This is a genomic window from Nostoc edaphicum CCNP1411 (assembly GCF_014023275.1).
Classification (GTDB): Bacteria; Cyanobacteriota; Cyanobacteriia; order Cyanobacteriales; family Nostocaceae; genus Nostoc; species Nostoc edaphicum_A.
In genome coordinates this window covers 4990362-5005905 of sequence record NZ_CP054698.1, presented here as the reverse complement: position 1 = coordinate 5005905, position 15544 = coordinate 4990362, and the positions used below count along the sequence as shown (strand labels likewise).

General features: G+C 41.1%; 10 protein-coding genes. 6 read left to right on the top strand and 4 right to left on the bottom strand.

Going from position 1 to position 15544, the window contains the following annotated elements:
* The first annotated feature begins 104 nt into the window (after window positions 1–104).
* From HUN01_RS23890 to mtnA, 3 genes are all read left to right on the top strand, one after another.
* Window positions 105–3749 carry a calcium-binding protein gene (locus HUN01_RS23890; protein ID WP_181928266.1) on the top strand — a complete coding sequence of 1215 codons (3645 nt, stop codon included), beginning with the start codon at window positions 105–107 and terminating at the stop codon, window positions 3747–3749.
* 624 nt (window positions 3750–4373) lie between these two features.
* Window positions 4374–6383, top strand: coding sequence for a cation:proton antiporter domain-containing protein (locus HUN01_RS23885; protein WP_181928265.1), 2010 nt, complete (start codon window positions 4374–4376; stop codon window positions 6381–6383).
* Window positions 6384–6444: 61 nt separating this feature from the next.
* The gene (mtnA, locus tag HUN01_RS23880; RefSeq protein WP_181928264.1) at window positions 6445–7506 is read left to right on the top strand and encodes an S-methyl-5-thioribose-1-phosphate isomerase; all 1062 of its coding nucleotides are present in this window, start codon (window positions 6445–6447) and stop codon (window positions 7504–7506) included.
* A 148-nt stretch (window positions 7507–7654) separates the two neighbouring features.
* On the opposite strand, the gene HUN01_RS23875 is transcribed toward mtnA, so the two are convergent.
* The 4 genes from HUN01_RS23875 to HUN01_RS23860 all read right to left on the bottom strand — a co-directional run bounded on the left by HUN01_RS23875 (window position 7655) and on the right by HUN01_RS23860 (window position 13636).
* Entirely contained in the window at window positions 7655–8098 is a 444-nt protein-coding gene (locus tag HUN01_RS23875; protein WP_181928263.1) for an SRPBCC family protein, read from the bottom strand.
* Between the two features lie 129 nt (window positions 8099–8227).
* Window positions 8228–9667 carry a 9,9'-di-cis-zeta-carotene desaturase gene (gene zds, locus HUN01_RS23870; protein WP_181928262.1) on the bottom strand — a complete coding sequence of 480 codons (1440 nt, stop codon included), beginning with the start codon at window positions 9665–9667 and terminating at the stop codon, window positions 8228–8230.
* 279 nt (window positions 9668–9946) lie between these two features.
* Window positions 9947–10111 carry a ribbon-helix-helix domain-containing protein gene (locus HUN01_RS23865; protein WP_181928261.1) on the bottom strand — a complete coding sequence of 55 codons (165 nt, stop codon included), beginning with the start codon at window positions 10109–10111 and terminating at the stop codon, window positions 9947–9949.
* Window positions 10112–12007: 1896 nt separating this feature from the next.
* On the bottom strand, window positions 12008–13636 hold the full coding sequence (locus tag HUN01_RS23860; protein ID WP_181928260.1) for a DUF6930 domain-containing protein: 1629 nt from the start codon (window positions 13634–13636) through the stop codon (window positions 12008–12010).
* A 619-nt stretch (window positions 13637–14255) separates the two neighbouring features.
* Between HUN01_RS23860 and HUN01_RS23855 the strand changes: the two genes are divergently transcribed.
* The 3 genes from HUN01_RS23855 to HUN01_RS23845 all read left to right on the top strand — a co-directional run bounded on the left by HUN01_RS23855 (window position 14256) and on the right by HUN01_RS23845 (window position 15499).
* Complete coding sequence (locus HUN01_RS23855) at window positions 14256–14612, top strand: iron-sulfur cluster assembly accessory protein (protein ID WP_181928259.1); 357 nt, start codon at window positions 14256–14258, stop codon at window positions 14610–14612.
* Between the two features lie 92 nt (window positions 14613–14704).
* Window positions 14705–15127 carry a tetratricopeptide repeat protein gene (locus HUN01_RS23850; RefSeq protein WP_181928258.1) on the top strand — a complete coding sequence of 141 codons (423 nt, stop codon included), beginning with the start codon at window positions 14705–14707 and terminating at the stop codon, window positions 15125–15127.
* A 126-nt stretch (window positions 15128–15253) separates the two neighbouring features.
* A complete protein-coding gene (locus HUN01_RS23845) occupies window positions 15254–15499 on the top strand; it encodes a hypothetical protein (RefSeq protein WP_181928257.1) in 246 nt (81 codons plus the stop codon).
* Window positions 15500–15544: the final 45 nt, after the last annotated feature.

Here is a 15544-nt window from a genome sequence, read left to right as displayed (position 1 = left end):
TTTCTAGTTTTCATGGGTTTAACTTCAATCGTTGAACCCCCTCTTTTGTCGTAGTCTTTTTCAACAATCAAACCGAATTCCAATATTCAAAGGACTGTAAAAGTATGGCTATTGTAGGAACAAACAATAACGATAATTTAGTCGGCACTTCTGGAAATGATACGATTGAAGGCTTAAACGGTAATGATAGCCTTTCTGGTCAAGGTGGAAACGACAGATTATTAGGTGGTGCTGGAAATGATACCTTGTATGGTGGTGCCGGGAATGATGAATTTGTCTTCGAGTACTTTAATAATTCTATCGGTGCCAAAGAGCAAGATATCGTCACAGATTTTCAGAAAGGACAAGACAAAATAGATCTGAGAACTCTAGGCATCAGTGACTTCAATAATCTGTTATTGCTGACAACTAATGATACCGATGGTAACGTCATCATTAGCGTCAGATATCGAGTATTAGATGGCGATTATTATTATCGATTGAAACTCAATGGCATTAGCAAAAGCCAATTACAAGTGAGTGATTTGATTTTCAACAGTGCAGTTGTAGATAACAACGTTATAGGAACTGCTTACAATGATGATTTGTTTGGTGGTTTCGGTAACGATACCCTGCAAGGCGATGGCGGGAATGACCGTTTGTTCGGGGAACAAGGAAACGACAGATTATTAGGTGGTGCTGGCAATGATACCTTGTATGGTGGTGCCGGGAATGATGAATTTGTCTTCGAGTACTTTAATAATTCTATCGGTGCCAAAGAGCAAGATATCGTCACAGATTTTCAGAAAGGACAAGACAAAATAGATCTGAGAACTCTAGGCATCAGTGACTTCAATAATCTGTTATTGCTGACAACTAATGATACCGATGGTAACGTCATCATTAGCGTCAGATATCGAGTATTAGATGGCGATTATTATTATCGATTGAAACTCAATGGCATTAGCAAAAGCCAATTACAAGTGAGTGATTTGATTTTCAACAGTGCAGTTGTAGATAACAACGTTATAGGAACTGCTTACAATGATGATTTGTTTGGTGGTTTCGGTAACGATACCCTGCAAGGCGATGGCGGGAATGACCGTTTGTTCGGGGAACAAGGAAACGACAGATTATTAGGTGGTGCTGGCAATGATACCTTGTATGGTGGTGCCGGGAATGATGAATTTGTCTTCGAGTACTTTAATAATTCTATCGGTGCCAAAGAGCAAGATATCGTCACAGATTTTCAGAAAGGACAAGACAAAATAGATCTGAGAACTCTAGGCATCAGTGACTTCAATAATCTGTTATTGCTGACAACTAATGATACCGATGGTAACGTCATCATTAGCGTCAGATATCGAGTATTAGATGGCGATTATTATTATCGATTGAAACTCAATGGCATTAGCAAAAGCCAATTACAAGTGAGTGATTTGATTTTCAACAGTGCAGTTGTAGATAACAACGTTATAGGAACTGCTTACAATGATGATTTGTTTGGTGGTTTCGGTAACGATACCCTGCAAGGCGATGGCGGGAATGACCGTTTGTTCGGGGAACAAGGAAATGACAGATTATTAGGTGGTGCTGGCAATGATACCTTGTATGGTGGTGCCGGGAATGATGAATTTGTCTTCGAGTACTTTAATAATTCTATCGGTGCCAAAGAGCAAGATATCGTCACAGATTTTCAGAAAGGACAAGACAAAATAGATCTGAGAACTCTAGGCATCAGTGACTTCAATAATCTGTTATTGCTGACAACTAATGATACCGATGGTAACGTCATCATTAGCGTCAGATATCGAGTATTAGATGGCGATTATTATTATCGATTGAAACTCAATGGCATTAGCAAAAGCCAATTACAAGTGAGTGATTTGATTTTCAACAGTGCAGTTGTAGATAACAACGTTATAGGAACTGCTTACAATGATGATTTGTTTGGTGGTTTCGGTAACGATACCCTGCAAGGCGATGGCGGGAATGACCGTTTGTTCGGGGAACAAGGAAACGACAGATTATTAGGTGGTGCTGGCAATGATACCTTGTATGGTGGTGCCGGGAATGATGAATTTGTCTTCGAGTACTTTAATAATTCTATCGGTGCCAAAGAGCAAGATATCGTCACAGATTTTCAGAAAGGACAAGACAAAATAGATCTGAGAACTCTAGGCATCAGTGACTTCAATAATCTGTTATTGCTGACAACTAATGATACCGATGGTAACGTCATCATTAGCGTCAGATATCGAGTATTAGATGGCGATTATTATTATCGATTGAAACTCAATGGCATTAGCAAAAGCCAATTACAAGTGAGTGATTTGATTTTCAACAGTGCAGTTGTAGATAACAACGTTATAGGAACTGCTTACAATGATGATTTGTTTGGTGGTTTCGGTAACGATACCCTGCAAGGCGATGGCGGGAATGACCGTTTGTTCGGGGAACAAGGAAACGACAGATTATTAGGTGGTGCTGGCAATGATACCTTGTATGGTGGTGCCGGGAATGATACTTATTCTTTCCTCGCTAATACTGCCTTGGGAACTGACACAATTATAGAAACCACAACAGATGGTACTGATACTATTGACTTGAGCGGTACTACATCTGCTGTCAACCTAAATCTAGGTGTCACTACCACGCAAACGATTAATAGTAATCTCAAACTGATTCTCTCTGCCAATAACGTTATTGAAAATGCAACAGGTGGCACAGGCAATGACACTCTCACTGGTAATACACTCAATAACAATCTGATTGGCAGTGGCGGAAATGACCAACTCCAAGGGTTAACAGGAAATGATACCTATTCTTTCATAGCTAATAGTGCCTTGGGAACCGACACAATTACAGAAACCTCAACCGGTGGTACTGATACTATTAACTTTAGCGGTACTACAGTTGCCGTCAACCTAAATCTAGGTTTAACCACCTCACAAACGGTTAATAGTAATCTCAAACTGATTCTCTCTGCCAATAACGTTATTGAAAATGCAACAGGTGGCACAGGCAATGACACTCTTACTGGTAATACACTCAATAACACCTTGATTGGCGGTGGCGGAAATGACCAACTCCAAGGGTTAACAGGAAATGATACCTATTCTTTCATAGCTAATAGTACCTTGGGAACCGACACAATTACAGAAACCTCAACCGGTGGTACTGATACTATTAACTTTGGCGGGACTACATCTGCTGTCAACCTAAATCTAGGTGTCACTACCACGCAAACAGTTAATAGCAATCTCAAACTCATTCTCTCTGCCAATAACGTTATTGAAAATGCAACGGGTGGCACAGGCAATGATATTCTCACTGGTAATACACTGAATAACACTCTGATTGGCGGTGACGGAAATGACACTCTTGGAGGAGGCAATGGTAATGATACTCTTACAGGTGGAGTTGGTAATGATAAATATCTGTTCCAAAGCAATGGTGTATTTAACACAAGCTTAGGTGTTGATTACATCACCGATTTTCAAGCCGGACAAGACCAGATTGTGCTGAGTAAAACCACCTTTAATGCTGTTACTAATAGTGCAGGTCAGGCTTTAACTGACTTTGCAGTTGTCACTGGTAATCAATTCGTCAACGCTAGTAATGCGCGTATTGTCTTTAGCCAAAGTAGTGGTAGCCTATTCTATAACCAAGATGGCAACGTTCTGGGTACAGGAACAGTGTTTGAATTTGCCCGTTTAGGAAATTCTGATATTACTCTCAGTAGTAGCAATTTTAGTCTGATTGCCTAGTACTCTGTCAACTTTCAATTGATAGATAATCAAGTTCGTAGTAAGGACTAAAGTCTTTACTACAAACCCTCAAAACTAGCTTAAAAAAGTACTAGTATCACCTTGCCATAATTAGAAAATCCAAATGCTTAGGAATTTCTAATACCATTTTTGATTTACAATTGTGGATTTTGGATTTCGCTCGTTCAAGGTTGTCAACCAATACTGCTACGAGTGATTGAATACACAATTGAACATCCACGCAACTTTGAAAACACGCCGTAGATACTTTTTCTTACCACAGTGTATTGCATATAAATACTAAGCAGTATAGAGTTAAGTCGCTAGTACTGCTTTGCGTAATTCATAATCCGTAATTCGTAATGATGCTCCTACGGACGCTTGATCGTTAACGTAATTACCATTTTTGCAAGGGTTTCAGACATTTGAAATGAGTGATTTATTTTCGCCGTACTGTGCTAGCATTTACCACTATTAATTTAAAAATATTTATGCTAGTTATGCAACATGGCCATATCAAACAATATTAAATCTATTGCCAAAGTATGAGCGTGCCTACATTGGGCTTCGTCCCATTAACGCTCTCGGATGAAATCAGATGTTAACGCAACTCTAGAGCAGAGTATGACAAATTTTTTTCTAGCTTCTGTATTATCTACACCAATTAAAGAACCAGTACCGATTTTTCTGATGATGTTGGGGATTATGTTAATTGCGCCCCTGCTATTTGAAAAAATCAACCTGCCGGGTATTGTCGGATTAATTTTGGCCGGTGTTGTAGTCGGGCCCAATGGACTGGGATTATTGGCACGAGATAATACAATTGTGCTTTTGGGTACAGTTGGTTTGCTATTTCTCATGTTTATGGCAGGACTGGAAACTAGCTTGGATGATCTGAAATATAACGCTGATAAAGCAGTCATATTCGGATTAGCTACCTTTGGTGTGCCGATGGTATTAGGTACCGCAGCCATGATGGCCATTGGCTATGGTGTATTACCTGCCATTTTAGTTGCTTCTTGTTTTGCTTCCCATACGCTACTAGCACTACCGATAGTCAGTAAATTGGGAATTATGCGCTCTCAGACATTAACTACCACTCTCGGAGGCACATTAATCACCAATGTTTTAGCACTTTTGGTTTTAGCGGTGGTAGTGAGAGCGCATCAAGGCAGCTTAAGCCTACAGTTTTGGTTATTCCTGATTCCTTCACTAATTATCTACACATTTCTGACACTATGGGGTCTACCTCGTCTCGGTCGCTGGTTCTTTCAGCGGTTTGGACACGATGAAGGGGCAGAGTTTACCTTTGTTTTAGCTACCCTGTTTGTGGTTTCCTATGGGGCAGAATTAATCCAAATTGAGCCGATTATTGGCGCTTTTTTAGCTGGAGTTGCTATTACCCAGCTAATTCCCCAACTTAGCCCTCTAATGAATCGGATTCAATTTATTGGGAATACATTGTTTGTACCCTTTTTCTTGATTTCTGTGGGAATGTTGGTGAATCCCCTGATTCTGATTCAAGAACCGCGATCGCTCGTAGTATCCGCTGTCATGGTAACTGTTGCGATTATTGCCAAGTTCATACCTGCATGGGGTTCAGGTAAATTGTTCGGATTCAATTTTGACAATATCATGTTGATGTTTGGGCTATCAGTAGCTCAGGCAGCCTCTACCCTAGCTGCAATCACCGTTGCTTACAAAATCGAGTTGGTCGATCAGTTAACAGTGAATGGCACGATCGCCATGATTTTAGTTACCTGCATTGCTTCTCCTTGGGTGACAGATCGGTGGGGGAAAAAAATCAGGCCAGGAGAGGCTAGTATTCAAAGTCATCAGCTAGGAAATCTAGGCGATCGCGTTTTAGTACCAGTTGCCAATCCCAGCACTGAAGATAACCTACTCAAGTTGGCAATACTCCTAACAAAATCAGCAGATGGTACTTTATTGCCACTCCATATTTTACTAGAACAAAGTTCCCCCATTTCTCCAGGGGACAAAGCCAGACAAAGCCAATTATTATCAACCGCAGAAATGATTGCCCATGCTGCCGTGGTCAATGTTAGTCCCATTGGTCGGATTGACGAATCAATTGATAAGGGAATTGCTCGTGTAGCAGAAGAAAAGCAGGCCAGTGTGATTGTCTGCGGCTGGAAAGGTTACTCTACTTATCAGGAAAATCTCTTTGGTGGTGTTATTGACAAGATTGTAAATCGCAGTACAGTGCCTGTTTTGGTAACTCGATTCCCGTTGCCAATTGAGCATACAACACGAGTCTTTCTAGCTTTCACCACCCAGCAAACTTATGCTAGTTCTTTTGGAGAGAGTATTCAATTAGTCAAAAGTTTGGCAACAGAACTCAAAGCTACCGTACAACTTTTGCAAGTTGTCACAAAACAAGGAGTAGATATCGATTTGACTAATGCCGGATTGCCAGAAGATACACCCATTCAAAAAGTGCGGGGCAATTTTGTGCAGCAAGTTTCTCGTTTACTCAAAACCAACGATCTGCTAGTGTTAAACGGGTCTGTTGAGCAGAAAACTCAGCTAGTTTCACTTTTTGGTCGAATACCAGAAGCGATCGCTCGCAATCATCCTGAAGTTGCCATGATTATTGCCTACTTTCCCAAATAGCCCCAAAATTGGGAAGAAAAGGTGAGAATGCTCAATCTATCCCCAATACCAATACCTTCCTATGACACCTTCCCCAAACCAAGTTTATCCCGTTATTTGGCACAACAACTCAGTGTCACTAATTGACCAAACTCGCTTACCTAACGAATATACATTTGTGGAAATTCACCGCAGTGAAGATATGGCGCGGGCGATTAAAACCATGATTGTGCGAGGTGCACCTGCAATTGGTGTGGCTGCGGCTTATGGAATGTATCTTGGTGCAAGGGAAATTGAAACAAGCGATCGCCACGAATTTCTGCAAAACTTAGATAAAGTAGCCCAGTTGTTGCGTTCTACCCGGCCAACAGCGGTAAATTTATTTTGGGCAATTAGTCGGATGATCAAAGCCGCCTACGAAACTTTGGGAACAGTAGAAGACATCAAGCAAACCCTGTTCCAAACAGCCCAAGCTATTAACGCTGAAGATTTGCAAACCTGTCAAGCAATTGGTGACAATGGTTTGACAGTCTTGCCCACTACCCCAGAAAAGCTGACGCTGCTTACCCATTGCAACGCTGGGGCACTAGCTACTGCTGGTTATGGCACTGCTTTGGGTGTTGTGCGTTCTGCTTGGAGGGAAGGACGTTTGGAGCGTTTATTTGCCGATGAAACCCGTCCCCGCTTACAAGGCGCAAAACTCACCACTTGGGAATGTGTCCAAGAAGGTATTCCTGTGACATTAATTACTGATAATATGGCAGCCCATTGCATGAAACAAGGTTTGATTCATGCTGTAGTTGTGGGTGCTGATCGAATTGCCGCTAATGGTGACACTGCCAATAAAATTGGTACATATAGTGTAGCGATCGCAGCTAAAGCACATAATATACCCTTCTTTGTCGCTGCACCCCTTTCCACCGTTGATTTTGAATTAGCCGATGGCAGCAAAATTCCCATTGAAGAACGCGAACCAACAGAAATCTATCAAGTTGGTGATACCATTCTCACACCTGCGGGTGTAGATTTTTACAACCCAGCTTTTGATGTCACTCCGGCTGAGTTGATTACAGCAATCATTACAGAGAATGGAGTATTTGCTCCTGGAGAATTAGTGAAATCTCAGCCACAGCAAGTAGCCTAACATCAATCCCAATACTGCTGGAATTTTGAATTTTAAACTGGAATTTAGTTGGGGGAAAAGGTTACTGGGTTTGGGTTAAAAGTTTTTTCTTTCCCCTTTCCCATTCCCCTTTTCCCCCTAACCGACAAGTATTAATATCAATCCTGTATCAATTAGCTTTAACATTCAGCGCATATTCTTTAAACCTTTCCAAATCAGCTTGAATCGTCGATTCAACTATCCGTCCCAAAAATAAGTTATCCATAATTTTGCCAATAATGCCGGGGATGGCGTAGGAAATTGTCATTTTAACAATGCTACTATTGTGGCGATCGTAAAAACGAATTGCTCCTTGATTGGGCAAACCATCAATCGATTCCCATTGGATAATTTGATTGGGAATAACTTTAAGAATTCGGGATTGCCAATTAAATTCTAGACTGCCAGTTTTTAATTTCCAAAGAGATATATCTGGATTATCTGGCGGAATTTTCACCGAATCAATCCATTTCATCCACCGAGGCATTTGCTCTAAATCAGACCAGAGGCTCCATACTAAATCTATAGGAACTTCTACTTCTACCTGCACAGTATGCTCTAACCAATCTGACATGATCTGTTTTTCCTTCTCTACGAGACGCTTTGCGTAGCTTGCTTGTTTGCAGGAGTACGGGCCCGGGCCCTTTGCGCCCTTCCCTTTACGCGAACGCGGTAGCCTGTGGCAAGCTACTCCGTGTCTATATCAATTCTTCAAACTCTCCAAAATCACCTTGGCCGCACGCCGTCCAGAAATAGTGGCTCCTTCCATGCTGTCGATGTAGTCTTGCTGAGTATAACTCCCTGCAAGGAAGAAATTATCTACTGGTGTTTTTTGGTTGGGACGGTACGCATCCATCCCTGGTGCTTCTCGGTAGAGAGATTGAGCAAGTTTTACCACGCTGTACCAAGTCATATTTAGTTCCCGCGACGAGGGAAACAGTTCATGAACTTGCTTGAGGACATGCTGTGCGATCGCTTCATTACTTTGTGCAATAAACGGATCTCCCGGTGTCAGCACTAGTTGTAACAAAGACCCCTGTCCTGGGCGATAATAATCAGCAGGGCTAGTCAACGCCAAATCGGCAAAACAAGAAAAGTCAGCATCGGCTGTGTAAAGTAAATTATCGATTCCAGCCGCATGATTTAGCTGTTTACGTTCCCTTCCATCGTTCAGTTCTGTTACCCAACCATCGAAGCGTAACTGCACTGTAGCTACTGGCACTGCATCCAGTTTGTAAATATTGTCAAATTCTGACCACTTACGCCACTCGTGGGGTAGGATGCGTTGGATTCCTGGAACATCACAGGCAAAAACGTAAGCATCAGCGGTGATATTTTCCACTGTATCACCTTGGGCAACTACTATACCAGTGACGCGGGTTTGTTTGTCTGACTCTGTAAACTGAATTTCCCGAACTTGTCGGCGCGTGTAAATTTTGGTGCCTCTAGCTTCCAGATATTCCAGAATGGGCTTGTGTAAATATTCAGATGGAGAACCTTCCAGCATTCGCAAAACTGAAGCTTCAGTTCTAACTGCAAATAGCTGGAATATGGTTAACATACAACGGGCAGACATATTTTCGCAATCAATAAATCCCAATGCATAGGCAATTGGGTTCCACATACGCTTAATACTGCCATTGCTCCCACCGTGACTGCGGAACCAGTCGGCAAAGCTAACTTTATCTAAATTGCGGATGGTTTTCATCGCCCCATTAAAGTCTACCAATCCGCGAACTATCGGACTAGTACCCAAAGCGATCGCATTTTGCAGTTTATCCTGCAACGATAGTTGAGAAGTTGTAAAAAATGCCTTTAAGCCATTGAAAGGCGCACCTGTAAGGAAGCGAAAATCCAAAGCACCAGTGCGCCCCCCTTTATTAATAAAAGTGTGGGTATGTTCTTTGAGGCGTAAGTTTTCTAACACCCCCACTTTCTTCATCAAGTCAAAAAGTTGGTAGTAGCACCCGAAAAATACATGCAACCCCATTTCTAGATGGTTGCCATCTCCATCAACCCAACTGCCAACTTTACCACCCACAAACGGACGAGACTCAAAAATCTCTACTTCACAACCAGCATCAGCTAGATCTACTGCGGTTGCTAGTCCAGCCAGTCCCGCACCTACGATTGCAACGCGCATTCCGTCGTTCCTTTTCAGTTTCTTTACAGATTGTAACTGGGTTGGGGTCGGAATTTGCTACTTAATATCAACTCCACCAGCATATTAAGGGATGGCAATGTCGATACTAAAACCTCTTTGTTCGCTTCTTTTAGTCCCGAATAAATAACCAGACGCGTTTTTCTCGCGTCTGTATCAGCTAGACAAACTCTTGTCATAGCGGCAGACTCAAAAAAGTATCATAGCTATTTTTTGGTGGCAAAGTAGTTATCTGGATAAGTATTTAAAGCATCTTCTTACCTATTTGCTGTCGTCGGAGACAGGCAAACTTCTAATCAGTTCACGAATCACGTCGGTTGCGGGTCTACCTGTTTGTTGGCAATATTTTTCCAGTTTTTCCGCTTCTTGTGTTGCCAGATTGACTGTTATACGTTTAACGGCCCATTTTTTATTTGTCATTATCATGCTATCTGCTGTATATTTTAGATTGTCGAAAGAGTCTAAGTAAAGAGGGAACCGATAAGATTATCAGAGTTTGTCTCAGGAAACAAGTCATATCATTAATATTAAAAATGTTCGTTTTGTCAAAGGATTCATCATTTTCTAAAAAAATCAAAAAACTACACTTTATTGGTTACGATTGTGACAGCAGAAAAAGCACATTGTTGCTTGTGAAGATAATAACCCTACTAACAGCATGAGTAAAGCCTGAGAATGAAATTTGATAGATGAATTGAGACACCTAATGTTGACTCAATTAAGATTTCCAAAGTTATTCTCCATTGAAAGCATTTGACCTTATTTCTTAAGCAAGTTCGCCAAACCCACTTAGAGAGAACATCTACTACAACACCATAAAATAAAGCTTTCAGAATCATTATTATGCTGAAATGCTACCTTACACGCAGGTTAGAGTGGTATTTGTAGATCGTGAATAATCCCCTATGAAGTAGGCAAATGAGCGATCGCTCCATAACAAACACCCATCTGCACCCATTAAGTTAAGAGCTACTTGAACGGTTATGATTTTTGGCTTACCTCGATCAAGCTCATTGCTTTTACGTGCCAATATAGTAACCAGAAAAAAGAAGAGAAGATTCAGTTTACTGGGTGTAAATAGCCCAGACTGTTGGTAAATTTTTACAGCATTATCTGTAATTTCACACAGATGAATTAGCCCGTAAATAGATATGATGTTACTTGACTGTTGCCGATAATAATATTTTAGTTTTGTTTCATGCTTTTGCACTAAACTTCCCGTAAAGATACGATGAAATTTTGCCTATTTTTTATCTTCCCTCTAGCGATATAGTTTGATTTCAACCCAGAGATTTTTTCCATTCTTTGTATTCATCTATCTAGAGGTTAAAAAAAATCATTTTTAGCCAATTATGTAGCTAAAAATTGGACAATATACCTTCTTTTTAGATTTAAACCAAGAGATAAATTATCGGCAAAAAAGTATTGATTCACAAGCATTTTGTATTTGGCAAGTATACCTATAAAAACAATTGTGCATTTCAATCTTTTTTGCTGGTGTGTTCATTATAGCCATTATTTACGCACTTTAAATAATCTTCATTTAGAGACTAAATAATCTTATTTTTATCCTTTATAAAAAAATTACAAAGAAAAAGATAGACATTTGAACCTTTGCTTAATGATATTGATATATAACAAGATGCTAAACTCTAAAACTTCTAAAAAAAAAGATTTCGATATCTAAGAGTGTCAGTAAGGTTTGATTAAACCAAACTTTGCGGATATTATTTTATTGATTAGTAGTTATTTATACTGAGATTATCTGAGTAAAATAACTGGAAAACGATGAAAATATAGGTACTTCATGAAATTGAGGTAAAGTTAACTTCTAATCATTGGTCGCCTAAAACACCGTTTCAATAATCAAAAACCTAACCCCTTTATCTTCCTCGTTATCTGGCTCCGCCAGGTAAGTGTATTAAGAGTAGAGACGGCGATTTATCGCGTCTCTCTAACCGTCAAAATGAATTTGACGGACTACTAATACCAATTTGACAAAAGAATGCAACACAAAGATAATACGCTTCCCCAACCCTACCCTTACTTTGGGAAGATGCGCGTCGTGCGGATGGGGTTATTCGTCCAAACATTTTTTAATTTGGTATAACTCTGGTTAAAAGACCACTTACAAGAGATAAGTACTTTTACTTCACTCAACACCAGTAGGTAAAAAGAAGAGGGGTAAATTTTAAAAGGTAAAGCCTTTCTTTTTTCCCCTCCCAAGTGCAGTTTCAGTTAACATGTAAATCAAATACACATTGACTTAATCTCTCATACCCATAATTTGAGATTAAGGATGGCAGGAATTGGTGCAACTATTCAAAGTTTAAGTTGGGGCATCAGTTGGAGAGTGCCAATACCTAAATCTTTGGGTGAAAGCGATCGCGCTTCAAACAAAGCCATCATATCTCGTAACTGAGGATTGCCACGGGAAGCTCCCGTTAGTCCTTTGGCAATGATTAAACCACAGTAGCCCTTAGTATTTTTACACCGTTGATTCCATTTCTTTCGGGCTTCTACATGAATCGGATCTTCGTCTAAGAATTCACCGAATAGGAACAATTCGCCATTTTGAGTTTGCAATAAACCCAGGTCATAGCGATCGCCATCGAAGGGGTCGGCACCTGGATTAAAGCAAATTGCTCTCAATCCACCTGCTGTTTCAATTCTTTCAATTACAGTCTTCGCCTTGGGACGAGAAGTTTGGATTAAAATCACCGGCAAACCATCACCTACGTGTTTGATTTCACCAGCCGGATGGTAGCTGACTCCCTTACGCAGGTGTTCCAACATTTCCCAGGACACCACACCTAAGCTGAGGAAGGAATCTTCTGGTATCAAGTCATCTTGCAATGATTGAAAATTAGGGTTGTCAATCTCTTGATCATCGACACCGAAGCCTGCCATTTCCTCTAATTCTGCTGCTAACTGCGGCATGGTAGAGACTGTCACAGGCACAGATTTAGTTGATTCTTCCGACTGTGGCAGAGAAATCCGATAGCGACGGCTGAGGGTAGGGAAGATGTCTTCATGAAGCGGGCGACGGTGATCGCGAATAAAGCGGATCAGGCTTTCGATCGCAACCAAGATTACCAATGCTTCTTCGTCATATAAAACAGAACGGAGTCCTTCTAAGGGGTGGATGTTACCGAATGTGGGGTCAATTTCTGATAATGGCAGATCGGCCAAATCATCTTCTTCATCTTCTTCATCCTCATCTTCATCAGCAGTCTCAAAAGTGAGAAACAGGCAATCTTGCTTAAGGAACGCTTCTTCTAGATGCTCCGTTGATTCTTCATCTCTTAAAACGGCGGCGCGAAACTGTTTTAAAGACTCTTCTGAGCGATAAAACAAAATCCCATACTCCATTCCCAGCATTCCCATGATTGAGGCGTAGAGTGTGCCAACATCCCACTTATTAATCTCAATGGATAAAATTTGCTGTTCTTCCAAAAATTCCCAAGGTGCTGCTTGCCAAATTGCAAATGCTTTCTCTCGCAAGATTTGTGCATACTGTGGGGGTAAGTCGGGCGTTTGACTATCGAGGATGTCGGCGAATCCACGAAATAGTTCGTCAATTAAAGGCAGTTCTGGTGCGTAATCAATGGCAATATCTAAATCTTGTAGCACTCCCCGCAGGTAAAATTGGATCTCGCGGTCTTTGACTACAATTCTTTGGGGTCTGGCAGGTCTTGCCGGACTCTGAGGATGCTCCATTGCTTGCATTAAGGTGCGAACAATTGCTTCTGGGCCGATATCTGAAGCTACCACGTCCATTCCTCGGACAACACCTTGGGAGTAATCTACCCAAAGAATGCATTCTCCCTTTGCCTCTGAGTCTGAGAACTGGTTTGGTGATGACAACGGACGGCGATCGCCCTCCCATACAGAAGGAATTTGAGTTAATTTTTTCAACCGACGACTGGTAGAGCGATTAAAACTTGTCATAGAGATCAAAAGAAGCAATTTGGAAGTAAACTTTGGGGGATAGCTAGCCTCAGATTAAATTTTTATGGCTGCACCTGAAGGTGGTTGCTTTTCAGGTTGCCATAAGGCTTTAACTTAAAAAATACCAACTGTTTTAGGAGGCAGGAGTAACCCATATTTAAAAGCGTGAGACTTAGGCTGTGGACGACGATGCCAAATTAATCCACTTGGAATGTATCCTAGACCCTCTCTAGGAGACACTGCGCGTAGCTGACTTCTTTGTAGAAGAAGGGGAGACGCCAATAGAGAAGACCAGATCGGCTACGAATGTATTTTCTGCTATATGTCTCGATACAATTCATCTTTTTAAACTGAATCTTATACCGAGAACTAAAATTTTCATTCATAATTATTTCCTCCTGCCTCTTGCCTCTTGCCTCCTGTCTTCTCCTATAAACACACTGAGTCTCTCAATTCTAGAATAAAAATTTTTGGCTGCTTTTAACGGAGTGTTTACAATTTGGCATCTAGCGGCATCTAAGCCGCTAGAATGAATACAAAAACACCAAGGGCAACCTACAGGCATTAACAAGCTGATATAGGGTAAAGCTTAAACTAAATTAAGGAGTTGAAAAAGCAGATGACACAAGCAATTCAGGCTCAACAACGCGGAATTCTGTTGAGTGAAGCCGCATTGAAGCAGGTAAAATCCCTCCGGGACAAGCAAGGCACAGACTTCTGCTTACGGGTAGGAGTCCGTCAGGGTGGCTGTTCTGGGATGTCTTACATGATGGACTTTGAAGACACTAGCAAGATCACCCCTCAGGATGAAGTTTTTGACTATGATGGCTTCAAAATTGTCAGCGATCGCAAGAGCCTGTTATATCTCTACGGTTTAATGCTCGATTATAGCGATGCCATGATTGGCGGTGGCTTCCAATTCACTAACCCCAATGCCAACCAAACTTGTGGTTGCGGTAAGTCATTTGGGGTGTAATATTGTCATTTGTCATTTGTCCATTGTCTTTTGTCCTTTACAAATGACCAATGACTAATGACTAATGACTAATGACCAATGACTAATGACAAATGACTAATACAGTTGAATCCCTGTTTGATACAGGTTTAGAACGCTATAAAGCTGGAGAATCAGTAGAATCTTTAATCCCTGTGTTTAAAGAAGTATGCGATCGCGCTCCTAAAACCAGTGCTGCTTGGATTTGTTTAGCGTGGTTGTATCTACTTGATAACAAACCCAACTTGGCATACAAAGCCGCACAGAAGGCAGTCAAGTTAAACCCACAAGATCCACAAGCTAGAGTAAATCTCGCCTTAGCAATGCTGGAAACGGGTCAAAAAGGTTTGCGAGAACACATTGACATAGCACAACAGTTGATATTTGTCAATGAAGAATGGAGTGATGAAATAAAAAATAGTATTGAAGACGGTTTAAGTAGAAAACCAGATTGGCAGAGTTTGACAAAAGTCAAAAATTGGCTGTTTGAAAAATGATGATTGGGGACTGGGGACTAGGGACTAGGGGGAATTTATTGAAGTAAGTCTCTAAGTTGTCTCTTCCCATTCCCCATTCCCCATTCCCCATTCCCCATTCCCAATTCCCAATTCCCCAATTCAATCATGAAAGATAAATTGTTAAATTGGCTAAACATGGTTTTAGTCGCAGATGTTTTTTTGGTTTTGTTTGGCTTTGGCTGGTTAGCGATCGCAGCGATCGGTGATGCTGTGGGAATAAACCTGGGTTTGGATTTGTGGCATCAACTGTGGCAACCTGTGTTTAACCCAGCAATTGGTATCCTCATGGGCGGTGCTATTCTCAGCGGTATTATCAGTTGGGTTTCCAGAAAATTTCTCTCTAGTCAATAGTCAAGAGACTGGGGACTAGGGACTGGGTACTGGAGAATAGGGAAT